The sequence below is a fragment of the Pedobacter sp. 05T44 genome, from assembly GCF_056395985.1.
On sequence record NZ_JBFTKO010000009.1, the window covers coordinates 188001 to 209110 of the forward strand.

Annotated in this window: 16 protein-coding genes; 5 read left to right on the forward strand and 11 right to left on the reverse strand. The window is 37.7% G+C overall.

Annotated elements, in window-relative coordinates; genetic code table 11:
• Positions 1-31: 31 nt before the first annotated feature.
• On the forward strand, positions 32-703 hold the full coding sequence (locus tag AC1DDK_RS15610; RefSeq protein ID WP_048907218.1) for a hypothetical protein: 672 nt from the start codon (positions 32-34) through the stop codon (positions 701-703).
• Between the two features lie 78 nt (positions 704-781).
• Here AC1DDK_RS15610 and AC1DDK_RS15615 read toward each other — a convergent pair whose 3' ends face one another.
• The gene (locus AC1DDK_RS15615; protein ID WP_172661174.1) at positions 782-2233 is read right to left on the reverse strand and encodes an APC family permease; all 1452 of its coding nucleotides are present in this window, start codon (positions 2231-2233) and stop codon (positions 782-784) included.
• A 465-nt stretch (positions 2234-2698) separates the two neighbouring features.
• On the opposite strand from AC1DDK_RS15615, the gene AC1DDK_RS15620 reads away from it, so the two are divergent.
• The 3 genes from AC1DDK_RS15620 (at position 2699) to AC1DDK_RS15630 (ending at position 7554) form a co-directional block, all read left to right on the forward strand.
• Positions 2699-5065 (forward strand): sodium-translocating pyrophosphatase, encoded by a 2367-nt coding sequence (locus tag AC1DDK_RS15620; RefSeq protein WP_337717362.1) that lies wholly within the window; start codon positions 2699-2701, stop codon positions 5063-5065.
• A gap of 132 nt (positions 5066-5197) precedes the next feature.
• Positions 5198-6895: an amino acid permease gene (locus AC1DDK_RS15625; RefSeq protein ID WP_172661176.1), complete on the forward strand. Its 1698-nt coding sequence runs from the start codon at positions 5198-5200 to the stop codon at positions 6893-6895.
• 89 nt (positions 6896-6984) lie between these two features.
• Positions 6985-7554 (forward strand): MarC family protein, encoded by a 570-nt coding sequence (locus AC1DDK_RS15630; protein WP_048907221.1) that lies wholly within the window; start codon positions 6985-6987, stop codon positions 7552-7554.
• Between the two features lie 159 nt (positions 7555-7713).
• Here the strand turns inward: AC1DDK_RS15630 and AC1DDK_RS15635 are convergent, their stop codons facing one another.
• The 5 genes from AC1DDK_RS15635 to AC1DDK_RS15655 all read right to left on the reverse strand — a co-directional run bounded on the left by AC1DDK_RS15635 (position 7714) and on the right by AC1DDK_RS15655 (position 13582).
• Positions 7714-8877, reverse strand: coding sequence for an RsmB/NOP family class I SAM-dependent RNA methyltransferase (locus AC1DDK_RS15635; protein WP_172661177.1), 1164 nt, complete (start codon positions 8875-8877; stop codon positions 7714-7716).
• On the reverse strand, positions 8874-10106 hold the full coding sequence (locus AC1DDK_RS15640) for an ABC transporter substrate-binding protein (protein ID WP_172661178.1): 1233 nt from the start codon (positions 10104-10106) through the stop codon (positions 8874-8876). Before AC1DDK_RS15640 ends, AC1DDK_RS15635 begins: the two co-directional genes overlap by 4 nt.
• Positions 10063-11592, reverse strand: a complete 1530-nt coding sequence (guaA, locus tag AC1DDK_RS15645) for a glutamine-hydrolyzing GMP synthase (protein WP_172661179.1) — start codon at positions 11590-11592, stop codon at positions 10063-10065. Before guaA ends, AC1DDK_RS15640 begins: the two co-directional genes overlap by 44 nt.
• An 8-nt stretch (positions 11593-11600) precedes the next feature.
• On the reverse strand, positions 11601-12050 hold the full coding sequence (locus tag AC1DDK_RS15650; RefSeq protein ID WP_288883581.1) for a deoxycytidylate deaminase: 450 nt from the start codon (positions 12048-12050) through the stop codon (positions 11601-11603).
• A gap of 98 nt (positions 12051-12148) precedes the next feature.
• Positions 12149-13582, reverse strand: coding sequence for an MFS transporter (locus AC1DDK_RS15655; protein ID WP_172661180.1), 1434 nt, complete (start codon positions 13580-13582; stop codon positions 12149-12151).
• A 167-nt stretch (positions 13583-13749) separates the two neighbouring features.
• On the opposite strand from AC1DDK_RS15655, the gene AC1DDK_RS15660 reads away from it, so the two are divergent.
• A complete protein-coding gene (locus AC1DDK_RS15660) occupies positions 13750-14376 on the forward strand; it encodes a LysE family translocator (protein ID WP_048907226.1) in 627 nt (208 codons plus the stop codon).
• A gap of 66 nt (positions 14377-14442) precedes the next feature.
• Here the strand turns inward: AC1DDK_RS15660 and AC1DDK_RS15665 are convergent, their stop codons facing one another.
• The 5 genes from AC1DDK_RS15665 to bamA form a co-directional block, all read right to left on the reverse strand.
• Complete coding sequence (locus AC1DDK_RS15665) at positions 14443-16344, reverse strand: amidophosphoribosyltransferase (RefSeq protein ID WP_172661181.1); 1902 nt, start codon at positions 16342-16344, stop codon at positions 14443-14445.
• 75 nt (positions 16345-16419) lie between these two features.
• Complete coding sequence (gene murI, locus AC1DDK_RS15670; protein ID WP_172661182.1) at positions 16420-17259, reverse strand: glutamate racemase; 840 nt, start codon at positions 17257-17259, stop codon at positions 16420-16422.
• A 107-nt stretch (positions 17260-17366) separates the two neighbouring features.
• On the reverse strand, positions 17367-17930 hold the full coding sequence (locus tag AC1DDK_RS15675) for an OmpH/Skp family outer membrane protein (RefSeq protein ID WP_172661183.1): 564 nt from the start codon (positions 17928-17930) through the stop codon (positions 17367-17369).
• Between the two features lie 45 nt (positions 17931-17975).
• Complete coding sequence (locus AC1DDK_RS15680; RefSeq protein ID WP_172661184.1) at positions 17976-18506, reverse strand: OmpH/Skp family outer membrane protein; 531 nt, start codon at positions 18504-18506, stop codon at positions 17976-17978.
• Between the two features lie 19 nt (positions 18507-18525).
• Entirely contained in the window at positions 18526-21066 is a 2541-nt protein-coding gene (gene bamA / locus AC1DDK_RS15685; protein ID WP_048907230.1) for an outer membrane protein assembly factor BamA, read from the reverse strand.
• Between the last annotated feature and the right edge of the window lie 44 nt (positions 21067-21110).

Genomic DNA, 21110 nt, shown 5'->3' on the forward strand with positions numbered 1-21110 from the left:
TGGCGGATAATCTTCACAAATTAACTTTATTATGAAATTAAAATCTTTATTAACAGCCTCACTGTTTTTAATTGCACCTTTTGCAATTAAAGCTCAAACCGTCCAAATCTCAGCTTCAGAAGCTGATGCAAAAATTGTTGTAGACGGACAAATTTTAGGTACAGGTAATGCAAAGATCAAAGTCCCAAAAAACTCTTGCGTAAATGTAAAAGTTCAGAAAGCCGGGTTCTTAAGGTATGAGCAAACTTTCTGCAATAAGAAGGGAATGGCCGAGCCACCAAAGAAGCAGTTTTTTGACATGAAGAAGGATGATGCCGAGGAAGCTTCAATAAAAACGGACCAGGCCAACATCGATTTCTCTATTGAAATCAATAAAAAACAAGATGTGGCAGAGGTGTGGAAACGCGCAAATCAAATTGTGACTGATTACTTTGATGCAATTGAAGTTGCCGACAAAGAAACATCTTATTTAAGAACTTCATGGAGCATTCAAAGTTTCCAGCAAAACACTATCAGAACGCGTTTAATTATTAAGCTATCTAAAAGCGAACCGCTTACTTATAAGGTTAAACTTGTAAGTGAATTTTCTGGTGCTCCTTTAACAAGCGTAAAAGCCGATGAACAGTTTCATGATTGGGATCGGGTATTGAGAAAATACCAAAATGTTATTTCTGACTTCACCACACGTTTAGGAAACCAGTAGTTTAATACGCTCGGTAACGCTATCGTTTGCCTCGTCATCTCCTTTGGTTAATCAAAGGAGATGACGATTACCTTTTTATTACTCGGTTGCTTCAACTTTTTTAGTCAGATAATAAACTGGTATCCCTATCAGCATAATTAACACACCCCATCCGCAAGTGTCTGTCTTGTAGATTAAAAGTGCAACACTAAGTGCTGATGCTACTATGATGTATAACATTGGCAGAACCGGATAACCAAAAGCCCGGTATGGACGCTCTGCATCAGGCATTTTTCTTCTTAAAATGAATATCCCATAGATAGTAAGGATATAGAATATCAAAACAATAATCACTACAAAATCCAGAAGAGCACCATATCTACCCGTTAAACACAACGCAGAAGCCCATGCTCCTTGTACCCATAAAGCCCAGCCCGGTACATCTGCTTTATTTAAAGTGGCCGCCTTTTTAAAGAACAACCCATCCTTTGCCATTGTGTAGTATACCCTGGCCCCCGCCATAATCAAACCATTATTACAGGCAAACGTAGAGATCATAATCATTACAGCAATAATTATGGTACCCGCTTGTCCAAAAATATACTGTGCCGCAACTACTGCTACCCTATCAGATTTTGCAGTGGTAATCTGGTCGAGAGGCAATACTGCAACATACATCAGATTAGCAAGAATATAAATTATGCTTACAATTAGCGTTCCCAGGAACAAGCTTAGACCAACATTGCGCTGAGGATTTTTAATCTCTCCGGCAATGAAGGTAACCCCTGCCCATGCATCACTTGAAAACAATGAACCAACCATTGCTGCCGAAATTCCCGATAGTAATAAGCTTCCACTAATAGGCGCCCAGGTCATTGTTTCTAAACTAAAAGAACGTGTTTCCCAGGCATTGGCCCAGTTTGCATCCCAGACCTCAGCTTTCGCTGCAAGGGTAAATCCGAAAATGATTAAACCAAAAAGTGATAGGATTTTTATAATCGTTAAAACAGTTTGCAGAATTTTACTATCCTTAACACCACGGCTATTTACAAAGGTCAGAAAAACGATGGTGACAATAGAAACCAACTGAGCCGCGCTGATTGCGTAATGCTCCGGAATACCTTTGTCGCTAACTCCTGTTTGAATTTGCCATAGGATATTATTTTCACTAAAAGGTTCATAAAGGTAGGCGGCAAACTTAGAAAACGCGACCCCTACGGCCGCAATAGTCCCTGTTTGTATTACGGCAAACAGACTCCAGCCATATAAAAATGCAATCAGTTTATTATAAGCCTCTTTTAAATAAACGTATTGTCCTCCTGCTTTTGGGAACATTGCGCTCAACTCACCGTAACTAACTGCGGCAATAATGGTAATTATTGCGGTAACCACCCAAATGAGAATAAGCCAACCGGCAGAACCGACTTGTCGGGCTATATCAGCACTTACAATGAATATCCCCGACCCAATCATTGAGCCGACTACGAGCATGGTACCATCTAACAGTCCTAGTTCTCTTTTAAAAGAACCGTCTTGATTTTCTTTATCCATATGGTTTGTTTGGTTGGTTTTAGCATAAATCCAATACAAGAGCTTTATAAGTTATGTATCAACTGCCCTGCTAATATATTAAAAATACAGAACGTTCGTACATTCTTCACACCTCGTTCACACCAAACCCACAAACAGGTACTTTTTTGTGAAGAATGTATGTAGAATGTGCGAATTATGTGAGGACTTCGTCTTTCTGACTAATAAACCCGATTAAAAGCAACCAATGGCATAAATTCCCGGTTCATAAAAAAGGTTAGTAATCAATTCATTAAAAATTTGGTAATTTCAGAAACACGCTTATTTTTGTAAAGCCCGGTCTTGCCAATTAAATGACTTAAGTGCTTTAAGGTAATGGCGAAAAAGGGCAGTCTGCCAGCTACAAACAATTGGCTTTGGCCTTTTTTGGAGGCAGCTAAAGTCGACAACTAACAACCAAAAATAAACTAAACAAGAGATCAAAGTATGGAGTTTTTACAGAACAATTTAATCTATTTTATTCCCGCATTGGGTTTAATTGGCATCATTGTGATGGCTATTAAAAGTGCATGGGTAAACAAACAGGATGCAGGGGATAAAAACATGCAGGAACTGGCCGGCTATATTGCTGATGGTGCAATGGCCTTTTTAAAAGCTGAATGGAAAGTACTTAGCATTTTTGTTGTGTTTACGGCTGCATTACTTGCCTATTCAGGAACGGTACATGAAGTTAACGGCGTACAATTACACTCCAGCTGGATCATATCTATTGCCTTTATTATTGGAGCTGTGTTTTCTGCTACCGCAGGATACATTGGAATGAAAGCAGCAACAAAAGCGAATGTTCGTACTACTCAGGCTGCAAGAACAAGTTTAAAACAAGCGCTAAAGGTTTCTTTTACCGGCGGTACGGTAATGGGATTGGGTGTAGCAGGTTTAGCTATTTTAGGTTTAGGCGGTTTATTTATTGTTTTCCTAAACGTTTTTAATGTTGTTCAACCAAACAGCGCAGAAATGAAAACAGCGATAGAGGTACTAACCGGATTTTCATTAGGAGCCGAATCTATTGCGCTTTTTGCGCGTGTGGGCGGTGGTATTTACACCAAAGCTGCCGATGTAGGCGCCGACTTAGTTGGTAAAGTTGAAGCTGGAATTCCTGAAGATGATGTGCGTAACCCGGCAACCATTGCAGATAACGTTGGCGACAATGTTGGTGATGTGGCCGGTATGGGAGCGGATTTATTTGGTTCTTATGTGGCAACTATTCTTGCTACAATGGTATTAGGACAGGAAATTGTTGCGACAGATAATTTTGGAGGTATGTCTCCGATACTATTACCTATGGTGATCTGCGGATTGGGTATCTTGTTTTCGATAATAGGCACCTGGTTTGTGCGCATCAAAGGTGAAGATTCTAATGTACAAACAGCGTTAAACCTGGGCAACTGGGGATCAATTGTAATTACTGCCATTGCATCTTATTTCATTGTGATGTGGATGCTGCCTTCAAACCTGCATTTGCGCGGCGTTGATTTTACCAGTATTGACGTATTTTTTGCGATCATAGTAGGATTGGTTGTAGGTACCTTAATGAGTATTATAACTGAATATTATACGGCAATGGGGAAAGGCCCTGTTAATTCAATTATCCAGCAATCTGGCACAGGTCATGCTACAAACATTATTGGGGGGTTATCGGTAGGTATGAAATCTACTGTTGCTCCTATCCTGGTTTTAGCAGGAGGCATCATTTTCTCTTATGCTTTTGCAGGATTATACGGTGTAGCAATTGCCGCTGCAGGTATGATGGCTACTACAGCAATGCAGTTGGCAATTGATGCATTCGGCCCTATTGCTGATAATGCTGGTGGTATTGCTGAAATGAGTCAATTACCTCCTGAAGTACGTGAACGTACTGACAATCTGGACGCCGTTGGGAACACAACTGCAGCTACCGGTAAAGGATTTGCAATTGCTTCGGCAGCATTAACCTCACTTGCTTTATTTGCGGCATTTGTTGGTGTAGCGGGTATATCTGCTATCGACATCTATAAAGCTCCTGTTTTGGCCGGGCTATTTGTAGGTGCGATGATTCCTTTTATATTTTCTGCATTATGTATTGCAGCGGTTGGCAAAGCAGCAATGGATATGGTACAGGAAGTTCGTCGCCAGTTCCGCGAAATTCCAGGAATTATGGAATATAAAGCAAAGCCGGAATACGAAAAATGTGTTGCCATTTCGACTAAGGCCTCGATTCGCGAAATGATGTTGCCAGGTGCTATTGCACTTTTAGTTCCAATTATAGTGGGTTTTGGTTTCAAAGGTGTTTTCCCATCGGTAAGTTCTGCTGAAATATTAGGTGGTCTATTAGCAGGTGTTACCGTATCCGGAGTACTTATGGGAATTTTCCAGAGTAACGCGGGTGGTGCATGGGACAACGCTAAAAAATCATTTGAAAAGGGTGTTGAGATCAATGGCGAGATGCATTACAAAAAATCTGAGCCTCATAAAGCATCTGTTACAGGTGATACGGTTGGCGATCCTTTTAAAGATACTTCCGGACCGTCAATGAACATCCTTATTAAACTAATGTCGATTGTCTCTTTGGTTATTGCCCCATATATAGCTGTTAGTCCAGGCGAGAATACCGCCTCAAAAAAAGAAATCACGAATTCGATTCAGGTTTCCGCTAAAATGTCGGCATTAACACAAGAAATAGCTAAAAACGTAAAATATTTACTTGAGGAAAGACCTAAAAATACTCAATTCGCTCAAAACAAAGTGAACAACACACTAAAAGTGGAGGGGAAACAGTCAAGAAGATCGATTGACAACATTAAAGCTCAACCTTAAACTTCATTAGGATAAAAATAAAAGGGATTTCGTAAAAGAATCCCTTTTATTTTTAGATATATTTTATTTAGGTTTGGCACTTATAATATAAACTAGACGAGTTATAGATACACTTTAACTAAACTTTAAACTATGAATTTTAGAAAGTCAATTGACTTACTTACACAAGAAGCTGCTGAAAGTGGTGAAGGAACCCTGAAACGGACCCTTGGCCCCGTCAATTTGGTGGCTTTGGGTATTGGTGCAATTATTGGAGCCGGACTGTTTTCCATAACCGGATCTGCTGCCGCCAATAACGCAGGACCAGCCATTACCATCTCATTTGTTATTGCAGCTTTGGGTTGCGCTTTTGCAGGCTTATGTTATGCCGAATTTGCTTCAATGATCCCGGTAGCAGGTAGTGCTTATACTTATTCATATGCTACAATGGGTGAATTTATAGCCTGGATAATTGGCTGGGATTTGGTATTGGAATATGCTTTAGGTGCCGCAACGGTATCCATTAGCTGGAGTAGGTATCTGGTCAAGTTTCTGGCGTATTACGATGTCCATCTACCCGCGCAGGTAACCATGTCGCCTTTTGAAACGGCAACCCTTTTAGATGGCACCGTAGTTTCTGGTATGTTTAACTTACCTGCTGTATTTATTATCGTCTTAATGTCCTTTGTTTTGATCAGAGGCACCAGCGAATCTGCATTTATTAATGGGCTCATTGTAGCTATTAAGGTTGTAATTGTATTCATTTTTATCCTTTTAGGATGGAAATATATTAACGCCGACAACTATTCACCTTATTTTATTCCTGCTGACAAACCAGGTCACGAAAGTATGTTTACACACGGATGGGGGGGCGTAATACGAGCGGCCGGAATTGTTTTCTTTGCCTATATAGGTTTTGATGCCGTTTCTACAGCTGCCCAGGAGGCAAAAAATCCTAAGAAAGATATGCCCATCGGTATCCTTGTTTCTTTGTTTATTTGTACAATTCTATATATTCTTTTTGCACACGTAATGACCGGGGTAGCTAATTTTGACATGTTTAAAGGTCAGGATGGTATTGCTCCTGTTGCTGTTGCAATTGACAATATGGGTGTAAAAAATGCAGCAGGTGTTGTTGTTCCATCTTATCCGTGGTTAAATAAGTTGATTATTCTTGCCATTCTGGGTGGTTATGCTTCAGTTATCCTGGTGATGCTATTGGGCCAATCGAGGGTATTCTTCTCGATGAGTAAAGATGGTTTATTACCAAAGGTGTTCTCGAAAGTTCACCCTAAATATAGTACACCTGCAAAAAGCAACTTATTATTTATGTTTTTTGTAAGCTTATTCGCAGCATTTGTTCCGGCCACTGTAGTGGGCGAAATGACAAGCATAGGTACTCTTTTGGCATTTATTCTTGTTTGCATCGGAATAGTTATCTTAAGAAATAGAATGCCTGATTTGCCTCGTGCATTTAAAGTGCCTTTGGTACCGCTTATTCCAATATTGGGTGTAGCGGTTTGCTTAGGTATGATGGTGTTCCTGCCTCTTGATACATGGGTTCGTTTATTGGTATGGATGATTATTGGTATTAACGTGTACCTGTTCTATGGTATGAAAAACAGTTTATTATCTGATAACTTACAAGCTACATTAGCAAAAAGCACTAAAACTGTGTCTTATGTAGGTTTTGGCCTTGCTATTTTGTTGATCATAGTGGCGTTAATTCACCACAATATTACTGACGGCAAAGACACAGGCTTATACTACTTCTCCTTAGTGTTTGCTGTTGCGCATATCATTTTATACTTATACCGGGCTTCAACATCTAATCGGGTTCAGGCAAAGTAATCAAGCATAATTAGCAATAAAAAAGCCGCTCAGTTTGAGTGGCTTTTTTATTGCTAATTAATTTACCTTTGTAGCATAAATTAACTGCTATGGAATTCAATTTTCGACAAATTCTATCTACTTCAATGGTACTATTCGCTATCATTGATATTCTGGGAGCTATACCTGTAGTAATTGAGCTTAGAAAGAAAGCCGGACATATTCAATCTGAAAAGGCAGCTATAGTTGCAACCGTACTTATGGTTATCTTTTTGTTTGCCGGCGAGACCTTGTTAAAGGTTATCGGACTGGATGTTGAATCATTTGCCATTGCGGGCTCATTTGTGATCTTCTTTATTGCCATGGAAATGGTACTTGGTCTAACCATATTTAAAGAAGGTGATGCGCCTGAAACGGTATCAATTGTGCCTCTTGCATTTCCATTAATAGCAGGTGCTGGAACCATGACCACTTTACTTTCGTTAAAAACTGAATATGCAACTCAAAACATCATTATTGGAATCATCATCAATATGCTATTCGTTTATTTTGTATTAAAGAATACAGAGCGTTTAGAGAAGCTTTTTGGCAAATCCGGCTTAAATGTTTTAAGAAAAGCTTTTGGAATTATCCTTCTTGCTATTGCTATCAAATTATTCAGAAACAATACTGGCTTGTAACAAAACCATCTTTTGATCGTCTAAAATAAAAAAGGCTATGAACAGCTTCGAGCAATTCACGTTGATTATTGGTGTGCTGGCCATATTGTTTGAGACCATAAGTCACATTAAGAGTAAAATTAAGCAGTGGTTTGGTACCCATGGGCACTAAAAGAGTGACTATTTTTTAATAAAGCGAGCAATAAACATGGTATCTGCTTTATCCTTATAGCCCTTAATCACTTCCATTTTTTCGAGTTGTAGGGGTAGGTTTTCGACTATCCATGCTACAACATCTTCATTTTCCTGTTTAAATACAGAACAGGTAATGTATACCAATGGCTTCTCTGTTTTCAGATATTTAACAACATTACCTGCGATTGCTGTTTGAAGTTTCGAAAAATAACTGATTTTATGAGCGTCAAAATAATAAAGCATTTCAGGAGTACGACCCCAGGTACCCGACCCTGAACAAGGTGCATCCAGAATAATTCCGTCAAATTCATAATGATGCAGATCCTGATCGTTATTCTGAAGCAGATCTAACACTTTTTTCTGATACTTTTTTAATCCCGCTTCACGGAAACGCTCCTCCAGATTGTTTAAGCTGTTTTCTCTTACGTCGCTAACCAATAACTGTACACTAGGCTCAAGATCGTGCAGAAGCAGGGATTTGCCTCCTGAGGCGGCACAACAATCCCACCAATAGTCCCAGGTCTGAGGTTCAAAAAAATCTCCTGTTTTCTGTGATGATAAATCCTGTACCTGATAATACTGTTGTGAGGGTACAATTTTTTCCAGTTTGGTTCCATTTGGCAAGGCCAAAGTAGTTTTACTTATCTCTTCAACTGCTATTTCTGCCTCTTTTAGCGTTTTAATAAGTTGGTTTATATAGCTCGGTTTAACTCGCAAAAATAAATCCGGCTGTATAAAAAATGACTCATAAAAGTCTTGCTTTTCAATATCTTCACTCAGGTTTTCATTGAATATGAATACCTCAGAAAGTTTAAAGGAAGGGTACTGATCTGTTATTAAAGCTATTTTTTCTTGAACGGAAAGATTGATCTGCTCTTTAAACTGAGGCAACTTAGTTTCAATTACCAGACTTAGTGTTTGATTGCAAAGGAAGTCGGAAATAGCCAAACGAAGTATCGTATCTTCTTTTAGGAGTGCCTTACCTAATCTGAAAAAACTATAAATATATCTGGTAGCCCAACGCCGGTCGGACGAGCCCATTTGTTTATGCTGCTTAAAATAAGTAAACAAGAAACGATGTAGCGGCTGTGTGCCGTCATAACTTTTAAATACCTGTTCAAATGCCCTGATCTGGTGTTCTACCCTCATTCAATAAGATTTAAAGAAAAATCCTGGTAACGTAACAACATTAAACTGGTATTAATATAACCTAATTTTTCATCATGGTAGAATGAAAAGTTATTATGCAGCCCTTTATATTTTTCCTCTGTAATGTATTTCAGATAATCTTTTCCATGTTTGGAAATAAGCTGAGCAAAATAAAAGCCGATATCGAATCCCTTAAACGAATATTCACCGGGTTCAAAGCTATACGCAGCTCTATATTTCTTAATAAATGAGATCACATGATTATTCTTATAATCGACCTTATAAGACGACGTTACAGCAGTATTTAGCGCCTGAAGCTTGTCTATATTATAATTTTGTTTTATCCAGTCAGGGTGACCATACAAATCTATATCCAGACCAGCATTTTTTAATTTTACTAGCTTATCAATTGTTGGTATTACAAACTTTCTATCCGGGGAAGTTACAATAATGACATATTTCTTATTCTTGATCAGGTTCAGCTCCATAGTAAAAACAGAAGCAAATTCCTGAAAAGTGAACTTTTTCTTGCTGCTTTCAAAATATGCTTTTACAGGTGCTGACAGTAATTTACTGCCTGCATCTTTTGAATCTATCAGTACTAAAACTGTGTTTTCTGGATTGTAATGTTTAGTAATATAAAACCCTAATTTTTCGACGTGTAAATCTATATTATTTACAATAGAGATCAGATTTGGGTTATTAAATTCCTCTGGATGTGTAGCCGCGAGCGGATTAACAACGGGAATGCCTTGCGCTACAGAGTAATCTTTAATGTATTTTAATCCTGCGGGGTAAACCGGCCCAACAATTAAATTACTGTTGCTTAATCCTCCGTTTTTAATTAATCCTTCAATTTGACTGTTATTGTCGCGGGAATCATAAACATTTAATTTAAAACTGAGTCCTTGTTCTGCTGCCGAATCTATACCAAGCTTAAATCCCTGATAAAAATCGATTGCCATAGCTGATTTTTCGACTTCAGCTTTGGTGGCCGTTTTAAGTCTTAAATCATTTAATCTGAACGGAACCAGCAGAGAAATATCAGCCTGCGTAAATTTAGACGCAGGCTTTTCTTTTTTCTCTTCTACCTTTTTAGGAACATCGGGCTTTTTAGTAGTGGTCTTTTGAATTTTAGGTGAACATGCAGCTAAAAAAAGTCCAATAAAAGCTATTACCCAATATTTACTCCCACTCAATTGTAGCTGGTGGTTTTGAGCTGATATCATATACGACGCGATTAATTCCTTTTACTTTGTTAATTATTTCGTTAGAAATTTTTGCGAGTACGTTATATGGCAGATGGCACCAATCGGCAGTCATACCATCAACAGATTCAACTGCACGAAGGCAAATTACGTTTTCGTAAGTACGCTCATCGCCCATTACACCAACAGATTGAACCGGAAGGAAAATGGCTCCCGCCTGCCAAACTTTATCGTAAAGGCCGGCTTCCTTTAAGTTATCAATATAGATAGCATCTGCTTCTTGTAGAATGGCAACTTTCTCTGCAGTTACTTCACCAAGAATTCTGATAGCCAATCCCGGACCAGGGAAAGGGTGACGCCCAATAATAAAGTGTTCAAGTCCTAATGATCTGCCCACTCTTCTTACCTCGTCCTTAAACAATGTATTAAGAGGTTCTACAACCTTTAACTTCATGAAATCAGGTAATCCACCAACATTATGGTGTGATTTGATAGTTGCTGATGGTCCTTTAACAGACACAGATTCAATAACATCTGGGTAAATGGTTCCTTGTGCTAACCATTTCACATCCTGAACTTCATGTGCTTCATCATCAAATACCTCTATGAATACGCGTCCAATTGCCTTGCGCTTTAATTCTGGGTCTTTAACTTTTGCAAGCTGGCTAAGGAAACGTTCTTTAGCATCAACTCCCTTTATGTTTAAACCAAGGTGTTTGTACTGTTCTAAAACTGATTCGTACTCTCCTTTGCGTAACAAACCATTATCTACAAAGATGCAGTGTAGGTTTTTACCAATTGCTTTATGCAATAAGATTGCTGCAACACTTGAATCAACACCACCTGAAAGGGCAAGAACAACTTTATCGTTACCTAATTTAGCCTGAAGCTCAGCAATGGTGGTTTCAACAAATGCATCTGGAGTCCACTCCTGTTTACATCCGCAGATGTCTACAAGAAAGTTTTCTAACAATTGTTTACCATCAGTACTGTGTGTTACTTCTGGATGAAACTGGATTGCATAGGTTTCTGAATCTTTAACCTGATAAGCGGCAACTTTTACACTATCTGTACTGGCTATAAGTTCTGCATTTGCAGGCATTGCTGTAATGGTATCACCATGTGACATCCACACTTGTGAACCTGCACTAATATTTTTAAATAACTTATTATTATCTGCTACAAAGTTTAGGTTGGCTCTGCCGTATTCGCGTGTTGATGAAGCCTTAACCTCTCCACCTGTGTGCTGGGCAATATACTGAGCACCGTAACAAACTGCTAAAACAGGATAATGTTTATGGAATTTTTCAAGATCTATTTGAGGTGCGTCTTCCTGACGAACTGAATATGGACTACCTGAAAATATGATGCCTTTAACGTCAGATGAGATTTCAGGAATATGATTGAAGGGATGAATTTCGCAATAAACATTTAACTCGCGTACCCTACGGGCAATTAATTGTGTGTATTGGGAACCAAAATCGAGAATTATGATTTTTTCTAGCATGGCCAAAGTTAAGAATATTTAATTACCTCCACACCAAATCTTCGCAGAAAATCAACACCTTCATCGCTCGCCAAGCCCTTGTACTCTGCATAGGAATCTTTATAGTAAACTAATTTAATACCTGACGATAATATTAACCTGGCGCAAGCAATACACGGCGAAAGTGTGGTATACAAAGTTGACCCTGATATTTTAGAACCATTTTTTACCGCATACAATATGGCATTCTCTTCTGCATGTAATGCAAGTGAACAACTACCGCGCGAATCTCTGTCGCATCCTGTTTCAGGCCACTCTTCATCGCAGTTATGTGTACCTGAAGGCGGCCCGTTATAGCCTATAGAAATAATTCGGGTATCTTTTGTTAATACAGCTCCAACATGGGCACGCACGCAGTGTGAGCGGTGCGACAGATCGGTAGCTAAGTTCATAAATATATCTTTAAATCCTTTCTTCATCTGATGCGTTTTAATTCAAAAAACCGGCTGGCAAATATAGGGTAAAAAAAAACTTCCCTCCTTTAAGCAAAGAGGGAAGTTTTTATGCGAAGGCTATTTTAGTGGCCGCCGGCTATTTTTTTATCGAAATCAATTCCTTGTTTTCTAAGGATGCCGCTTACTTTCCAGGCATAATATGCCAGATAGGCGAAGCATAGCACACCTACTATATAACTGTATTGGATACCAGTGAACTCAGATACGTATCCTTGTACCCAACTAATAATTCCTCCACCCATGATCATCATGATTAAGAAGCTACTTCCCTGACTTGTATTTTTACCCAGACCACTCACAGCCAATGTAAAGATACAAGGCCACAATGTACTGCAGAACAGCCCCACACTTGTAAGTGCATAAACACTTACCATACCTTTTGTAAACATACCGATTAAGAGTGCACTAATACCTATGATAGAGAATATCAGCAACATTCTGGCTGGATTTCCTTTACTCGCCATATCAGCAATAATCAACACTAAGATAATTAGACCATAAACATAAAATGGAGCTAAATCATGGTGAAATATTGCATTAACACCTAAGAAGATCCCGAAAGCTAAATATGGAGCCACAAACCTTAATATTTTTTGTGTACTTACATTGTCGGTGAAAGCCTCAACAGCTCCAGTCCATCTACCAATCATCATACTGGCCCAGTATAAAGATACATATGGTGCAATATCCTTAATTGCAAATCCCAGGTCCTTTTCCATGTAAGCAGGCAGGTTACTTGCAGTAGATACTTCAACACCTACATAAACAAATATGGCAATCATACCCAATACCAACTGAGGGTATTTTAAAGCAGAACCCTTATGGCTTGGATCCTCAATTACCGACTCAACCAAGGTTGGTCTATCTGGCAGAGAAGACAGCTTTAAAAATATTGCAACCGCAATAAACGCAACTCCTAAAATTAAGTATGGTATTTTAACACTTTCAATACTTACATCTTCACTTGCTGTAGATAATGAACCAAAAATGGCAAAACTAACAATTAGGGGTCCTATTGTAGTACCAAAGTTATTAATACCACCTGCTAATGTTAATCGTTGGGAACCTGTTTTAATTGGTCCTAATGCAATGGCCAATGGATTTGCTACCGTCTGTTGCAAAGAAAATCCTAATGCCACGATAAACAACCCAGATAACATTAAGGGGAATGAGCCCAGATTTGCAGCCGGATAAAACAACAACGTTCCTACAGCCGAAATAACCAAACCTAAAGCTAATGAATTCTTGTAGCCCAGCTTATTTACAAGATCCTGTTTCATTAAAACTGAAATGGCATTATAAATTAATGCTCCAACCGTATAGGCAATATAAAATGCAAGTGATACCCATTGGCTTTGGCTTTGAGTTAAGTCAAATGCTTTTTTAAATACCGGTATTAATATGTCATTACTGGCAGCTACAAAGCCCCAAAAAAAGAACACTGTGACTAAGGGAATAAATTGGCCCCATTTGGTTTGAGAATTTTCTGAACTCATTTTAAACTTGGTTTTTTAGAACGCTAAACATAAATAAAAAAAACTATAAGCTAAAGTGTAATGTTTACACATTACAGGACGTTAGATATCTGCATGAAAACTAGTAAAAAAATAAGGTCACTTTATGTTTAAAATTGCATATTAGCGTATTATATATGTTTAGCTGAATGTTTGAAGCAATATTACAAGGGATAGGTGCGGGGATTTTATTTTCGTTTTTAACGGGTCCCGTATTTTTTTCCATGATAAAAACCAGCATAGAAAAGGGCTTTAAAGCTGGGTTCTCTTTAGCTATAGGTGTAGTTTTCAGCGACATAATCTTTATCTCGCTTACCATATTCAGTTCACAATTTGTAGACTATAATTCTGAATACAATCAATACATAGGTATTATTGGTGGATTGTTCCTTTTTGGAATTGGCCTCTACTATCTTTTTAATAAAGTAAAAGTAAGCTACGACATTTCAGAAACTGTAAAAATCAAAAAAAGAGGTTATATATTAAAAGGGTTTTTAATGTGCCTCTTATCTCCGTCTACTTTGATGTTTTGGATTATGGTTGGGGGTATTATCTCGGTACAGCTTCATTATGATATGGCCGAAAAGGTGGTATTCTTTGTGATTGCGATGACAACCCAGCTATCAGTTGATTGTGTTAAAACGTATTATGCAGCAAAATTAAGATACCGGATTAAAGAAAAAAGCATTCAGAACCTCAATAAAATAGCTGGGGCAGTGATTTTAATATTTGCAATCAGGTTATTTATTCAGGTATTTATAAAGTATCACATGTAAACAACGGCAATAAAAAAGTCCCGTTGCATTTTACAACGAGACTTTTTATATCTGCTAATTAGGCTTCTAGTAAGCTCTTTGATTGTTTCCTTCTTTCCAGTTTACAAAGGCTTTATTAACAACCTTATTTCCTCCTGGAGTTGGGTAGTTACCCGAGAAGTACCAATCGCCGGTATGATTTGGACAAGCCACATGTAAATTATCTAATGTCTGATAAATTACCTCTACCTCTGCATTGATATTGTCAGGAGTAATGATTTTAGTAATTTGTGCAGAGATTTCCTCTTGTTTAAATGGTCTGTAAATGTCTTTTACATGATTTACAATTTCCTCTTTTGGAAGTAATAATGAAGCCTTACACTTTTGGTATACCTCTTCAATGACATGCTCCATTCCACGAGCTTTCAAAAGTTGAATTGCTGCTTCAAAAGCAACAAATTGACCCATCTTCGACATATCAATACCGTAGCAGTCAGGATAACGTATCTGAGGTGCCGACGAAACGATAATAATCTTTTTAGGGTGCAGTCTATCAATAATTTTGATAATACTCTGTTTAAGAGTTGTACCTCTAACAATTGAATCATCTACCGCCACTAAAGTATCTGTATGATTTTTTATTACACCGTATGTGGTATCATAAACATGGGCAACCATATCACCCCTATCTGCGTCTTGTGTAATAAATGTTCTTAACTTAACATCTTTAATCGCTAATTTCTCTACCCTCGGAGACATGGACAATAACTCATCCAATTGTTCATCATTCAAAGAATCTTTACGATGCAATAAAGTATCTTTTTGTACATTTCTGATGTAACTATGTAACCCTTCAACCATTCCATAAAATGAAACTTCGGCAGTATTAGGGATAAAAGAGAATACTGTGTTTTTTAAATCCGATTTTACTGCACTAAGTATTTGCTTACAAAGTAACGCCCCTAAATGCTTTCTTTCTTTATAGATTTCGGCATCGCTACCTCTCGAAAAATAGATGCGTTCAAAAGAGCATGCTCTTTTTTCTTCAGGCTCTCTAAAAATCTCCTGAGTTACAGTGCCATTTTTCTTAACAATTAGCGCATGACCTGGTTCAATTTCTTTAACGTCTTTGAATGGGATATTAAATGCAGTTTGAATTGCTGGTCTCTCTGAAGCAGCTACAACAATTTCATCATCCTGATAATAATAAGCCGGGCGGATACCTGAAGGATCACGAAGAATAAATGCATCTCCATTTCCAACAATACCAGAGATCGCATAACCACCATCCCAGTTTTTTGCAGAGCGTTTTAAGATTTTTGCTATGTCTAAATTTTCTGAGATTTTATGAGTGATCTGAACATTATCAAGTCCTTCTTTTTTGTACTCGTCAAAAAGTTCCTGATTTTCATCATCAAGGAAATGGCCTATTTTTTCTAAAACGGTAACCGTATCAGCTTGTTCTTTTGGATGCTGACCAAGCTCATAAAGTTGTTCGAGTAATTCATCTACATTGGTCATGTTAAAATTACCGGCAATAACAAGGTTCCGGGTCATCCAGTTGTTCTGACGTAAAAATGGATGGCAATTTTCTATGCTATTTTTACCGTGTGTACCATAACGTAAATGTCCCAGTAAAACTTCTCCAATAAAACTTACATTATTTTTTAGCCACTCAGCATCCTGCATCAACTCAGGAGTTTCGTTTTGAATGTCAACAAATTTGTTCTGAACGTAACCAAAGATATCCGCAACAGCGTTTTGTGCCATTGAGCGATATCTGCTAATGTAGCGATGACCTGGTTTTACGTCTAGTTTAATTGTTGCAATCCCTGCTCCATCCTGCCCACGGTTGTGCTGCTTTTCCATTAAGAGGTAAAGCTTATTAAGTCCGTAAAGTGCAGTCCCGTATTTTTGCTGGTAGTATGAGAGAGGTTTTAAAAGGCGAATAAAGGCTATTCCGCATTCATGTTTTATCGAGTCACTCATTATGTGTTATTTGAGCGGCAAATTTACCGTTAATAATAATTAGAACCTAGAAAGAAATACAATCTTTCGGTCAGATTATAATGACTGGGTTTTCAGGCTTATACGATACGAAATAACATCAGATCCAAAAAAAATGGAGGCGTGCCTGTTGAATACCTTCTCATCTCCGGAAGTAAAAAATGATTTGCTACCCTGTGTTGCAATCTTTGACTCAATCTCAGGATGATTTTTCAGATACAACACCAGACTGTCTGCTACGATATCACCCTGACCTAATAAACTTACATTCGCTGGAAGCTTTTCTTTTATTTTAGGAATAAGCAAGGGATAATGTGTACAGGCTAAAAGAATACAATCTATTTTGCGGTCCTTCTCCAGCAATTCATTAATGTACTTTTCTACAAAATAGTCAGCCCCGCGATCCAAATGCTCATTGTTCTCTACTAATGGCACCCACATTGGGCAACTTTGTTGAAGAACCTTTACCTCCGGAAAAAACTTATTAATCTCTATTAGATAAGACTCGGAATTAATTGTTCCGCGAGTCCCCATGACTCCAATAGTTTTCGAAGAAGTAAACTCCCCTACTATTTCTGCCGTTGGCCTGATCACTCCAAGAACTCTATTATTAGGATATTTAAAAGGTAATACGTTCTGCTGTATCGAGCGAAGAGCCTTTGCTGAGGCCGTGTTGCAAGCCAGAATAACCAATTGACATCCCTGGGCAAATAACCATTCCACACACTCTAAGGTATACTGATATACGGTATCAAATGAATGATCTCCATAAGGTGAACGGGCATTGTCACCAAAATAGATATAGTTATATTGAGGTAGTTTTTGGGCTATTGATTTAAAAACAGTTAAACCACCATAACCTGAATCAAAAACACCAATGGAATGCTTAGTATTCATTGCAAAAAGAAACGGGATTGAGTTTTATCACTCAATCCCGCAATTTAAATATTTTTTCCTCTACTAACTGTTTTCTTTCGAATGTTGTGACAGAGGTTTGATCTTCACTATTTTTTAGGAGCAGGAGTTGTTGCAGTGGCAGCAATACCTAACTTAGTTTTAACAAGAGGTGTAATGTCTTCGCCACCATCCCAGTACACTAATCCCTGGTTTGCAGTATCAAATACATATGTAAAACCTTTTTCTTTTGAGACTGCCTTAATAGCAGCATCAGCTTTTACCTGAATAGGGTTAAAAAGTTCTGCATTTTTTGTTTCTAATTCTTGTTGAGCTTTTGTTCTTGCATCAGTGATACGTTTCTCTAAATCCTGCAATTCAGCTCCCATTGTTTGTAATTCTTTACCAACAGTTTCTTTGTTAGCTTCGCTCATAGTTTTTTCTTTGTCCTGAGCCGCTTTAAGTTTAGTCTGGTATTCAGAAATCATTTTATCAATATCAGCAGTTTTCGTTTTTTGAAAGGCCTCCAATGTGGTTCTGGCAGTTTTAACTTCAGGCATTGCTTCAATAATAGCCGCTGAATTCAAGTGTGCCAATTTTTGTTGTGCATTTGCGATGTTGACAGTGAACAATAAGCCAGCTGTTACAAAAAATGCGTTCATTAACTTTCTCATCTTTATTTTTCTTAATAATTGTTTTTAATTTATCTATTTGTGTGTTTATTTCAGCATCGTTCCAGGTTTGAAACCCAATCTTACAATAACGTCGTTACTTACATCATAAGTACTGCTTGCGTATATCATCATTGTGGCTTCACTACTCTTATCAAATATGAAATCAAGGAGTTTAACTTTCGCTATTTCAGAAATGGCTTTTGTAACCTTATCCTGAATAGGACTCAACAATTTTGAACGGGTTTGGAAAAGATCTCCATCCGGACCAAATATCTTGCGCTGAAAATCTTTAGCCGCTTTTTCCTTTTCAATGATTTCATTCTCTCTTCTTTTGCGCATATCTTCAGTTAACAATACCTGATCTGCCTGGTAAGCCTTATACATCTTATCTATCTCAGTAAAGTTAGCATCAACCTTCTCTTGCCATTGCTGAGACAACACATTCATTTGATCCAGCGCAGATTTATACTCAGGTAAATGTTTAAGTATATATTCAGTATCTACGTAAGCAAACTTTTGTGCAAATGCTCCAAAGCCGGTAAAGAGCAAAAAGCAAATTAAAAAGTATTTTTTCATTTCTAAAAGCATTAATTAATTAAAGTCCTCCCAACTGTTGTGCAATACTGAAGGTGAAATTTTGTTTTCCACCATCAACAATTCCTGGAATTTTATCAAAGGCATGCCCATAATCAATTCCCAACATTCCAAATATCGGTAAAAATATTCTAGCACCAACACCTGCAGTCCTTCTAATGTTAAAAGGATTAAAATCTCCAAACTTGTTCCAGGTATTACCACCTTCGGCAAATGCTACAATAAACGCAGTTGCTTGTTGACTTGCAATCACTGGATATCTTAATTCCATAACATATTTAGTAAATATAGGACTTCCTGAATTTTGCGCAATAGTTGCATCAGATCCTTGTGGAATTACTGCATTATTTGCATATCCACGCATCTTAATTACTTCTGAACCTTGCAAGAAATCAAATCCCTGCATACCATCACCCCCCAATTTAAAACGTTCGAACGCCGATTCTCCAACTGCCGAGTTATACGTTCCTAAGAAACCAAACTGAGCTTGTGCCATCACAACAAATTTGCCGGCCAATCTTTGGAACCACTGAGACTCAAATTTCCATTTGTGATACTCTGTAAACTTATAACGTTGTTTATCAGATGCCGTTGCATAATTAATGTTATTTAAAAGAGAGTATGGAGGAGTTGCCTGAATAGTGAACTTAAAGTACGAACCCTCTGTTGGGAAAATCTGATGATTTCTTGAGTCCCTGCTTAACTCTTGAGTTAAGTTAAGGTTGTAAGAAGTTCCTGTACTAAACAAATATCCTGGGTAGTTATTTAAGATATATTGCTGAACATTAATAGCATGTGTTAGCTGGAAATAGTTATCAGGGAAATTCAGCCTTCTACCCAAACTAACAGTCACACCATTTAAACGAATCTTTTGGAACCTGCTATCAGCAGCCTTCAAACCATTTGATTGTAATGATGTAAATGCACTTACGCCAAAACTGATTGGTTTCTTACCACCAAGCCAAGGCTCAGAGAAAGAGAAACTGTAAGATTGATAATACTTACCATTTGTTTGTCCACGAAGACTTAATTTCTGACCATCACCTTTAGGCAGAGGTTTGTAAGCATCCAGATTAAATATGTTTTTTAATGAGAAGTTGTTAAAGGTAAGTCCTAATGTTCCAATAATGTTACCACCACCAAAACCACCAGATAACTCAATCTGATCAGAAGGTTTTTCTTCAACAGCATATTCGATATCTACTGTACCATCAGCCGGATTCGGTTTAGGAGTTGGAACCGTTTTAGATTCATCAAAGTTACCCAATTGACCAATCTCACGAACAGTACGGATCAATAAATCCTTAGAGAATTTTTCTCCTGGCTTTGTACGAATCTCCCTTAATACTACCCTATCATTTGTTATGGTATTTCCTTTTAAAGTAATACGATTATTGGTATACTGAGGTCCTTCATAAATACGCATTTCAACATCTACAGTATCACCGTGAATTTTGGTTTGTACAGGATCAACATTAAAAGTCAAATAACCATCGTTAAGATAAATACTTGAAACATCATCCCCATTTGCACTACCTCTTAATTTCTTTTCAAGCTTTTCTTCACTAAACACCTCTCCTTTTTCAATGCCAAAGGTCTTTTCCAGGATCTCAGTTGTATACTTAGCATTCCCTGCCCAGGTAATATCACCAAAGTAATATTTAGGACCTTCATACACATCGATATTGATACCAATTGCTTTATCACTATACTGGAAAATACTATCCTTAAGAATAACAGCGTCACGATAGCCTTTATCCTGCATCTTGGCAATAAGCGTTACTTTATCTTCATCGTATTTTTCCTTGTTGAATTTTCCGGAGCCAAATACTTTATAGAATGCCTGTTGCTTTGTTTTCTTTAAAAACTTACGCAGTTTAGCAGATGAAAAATCCTTATTTCCGGTAAAGTTTATCTCATGAACTTTTACTTTTCGACCCTTATCGACAAACACCTGCAGAATCATTCCATTCTCCAAGCTTGGATCAGGTTTTGTTTTATACTCTACTGTTGTAAAAAAGTAGCCCTTACCTAAAAGGAACTTCTTTATTGTTGCAGTTGTTGAATTGTATAAATTATCATTGATAATAGATTTTCCGCTTTTCTCATTTAATTTCTCCATGATGTCAGTCTTTTGGGACTTACTCACGCCATTAATTTCAAATGAACTTAAACGCGGTCGTTCAACCACCTCAATGTCAAAATAAACAGTGTCCTCTACAATTTTAGCAATATCTAACTGCACATCATCAAATAAGCCTTGAGCCCACAAGGTCTTAATTGCATTGGCTGTTGCCTCACCTGGCAATACAATACGTTCTCCCTTTATCAATTTAGATAAAGTAATGATTACATCCTTGTCAATGAAATGAGTTCCGGTAAGGGTAGTACCTCCAATTATGTACTCTTTTGGATTAAAATAATCCAAGTCCAGGCCCTTAACTTTAAGGGTAGGTGGTGCAGTATTGGACGGTCGGGTAATCTGTGCCATTGTTGGTAAACCAATCAATAACAATAATATGAGTTGATATATTCTTTTCATTTACAATCTAAAAATCGATGCTAAGTTAATTTAAACACATGTTA

Excerpts from the sequence above, each read along its gene's own strand:
- AC1DDK_RS15610 (WP_048907218.1), top strand. The coding sequence starts at position 32 with ATGAAATTAAAATCTTTATTAACAGCCTCACTGTTTTTAATTGCACCT.
- AC1DDK_RS15675 (WP_172661183.1), bottom strand. The coding sequence starts at position 17,930 with ATGAGAAAGTTAATGAACGCATTTTTTGTAACAGCTGGCTTATTGTTC.
- AC1DDK_RS15615 (WP_172661174.1), bottom strand. The coding sequence starts at position 2,233 with ATGGATAAAGAAAATCAAGACGGTTCTTTTAAAAGAGAACTAGGACTG.
- AC1DDK_RS15655 (WP_172661180.1), bottom strand. The coding sequence starts at position 13,582 with ATGAGTTCAGAAAATTCTCAAACCAAATGGGGCCAATTTATTCCCTTA.
- AC1DDK_RS15625 (WP_172661176.1), top strand. The coding sequence starts at position 5,198 with ATGAATTTTAGAAAGTCAATTGACTTACTTACACAAGAAGCTGCTGAA.
- bamA (WP_048907230.1), bottom strand. The coding sequence starts at position 21,066 with ATGAAAAGAATATATCAACTCATATTATTGTTATTGATTGGTTTACCA.
- murI (WP_172661182.1), bottom strand. The coding sequence starts at position 17,259 with ATGAATACTAAGCATTCCATTGGTGTTTTTGATTCAGGTTATGGTGGT.
- AC1DDK_RS15635 (WP_172661177.1), bottom strand. The coding sequence starts at position 8,877 with ATGAGGGTAGAACACCAGATCAGGGCATTTGAACAGGTATTTAAAAGT.
- AC1DDK_RS15665 (WP_172661181.1), bottom strand. The coding sequence starts at position 16,344 with ATGAGTGACTCGATAAAACATGAATGCGGAATAGCCTTTATTCGCCTT.
- AC1DDK_RS15660 (WP_048907226.1), top strand. The coding sequence starts at position 13,750 with ATGTTTGAAGCAATATTACAAGGGATAGGTGCGGGGATTTTATTTTCG.
- AC1DDK_RS15640 (WP_172661178.1), bottom strand. The coding sequence starts at position 10,106 with ATGATATCAGCTCAAAACCACCAGCTACAATTGAGTGGGAGTAAATAT.
- AC1DDK_RS15680 (WP_172661184.1), bottom strand. The coding sequence starts at position 18,506 with ATGAAAAAATACTTTTTAATTTGCTTTTTGCTCTTTACCGGCTTTGGA.
- AC1DDK_RS15620 (WP_337717362.1), top strand. The coding sequence starts at position 2,699 with ATGGAGTTTTTACAGAACAATTTAATCTATTTTATTCCCGCATTGGGT.
- AC1DDK_RS15650 (WP_288883581.1), bottom strand. The coding sequence starts at position 12,050 with ATGAAGAAAGGATTTAAAGATATATTTATGAACTTAGCTACCGATCTG.
- AC1DDK_RS15630 (WP_048907221.1), top strand. The coding sequence starts at position 6,985 with ATGGAATTCAATTTTCGACAAATTCTATCTACTTCAATGGTACTATTC.
- guaA (WP_172661179.1), bottom strand. The coding sequence starts at position 11,592 with ATGCTAGAAAAAATCATAATTCTCGATTTTGGTTCCCAATACACACAA.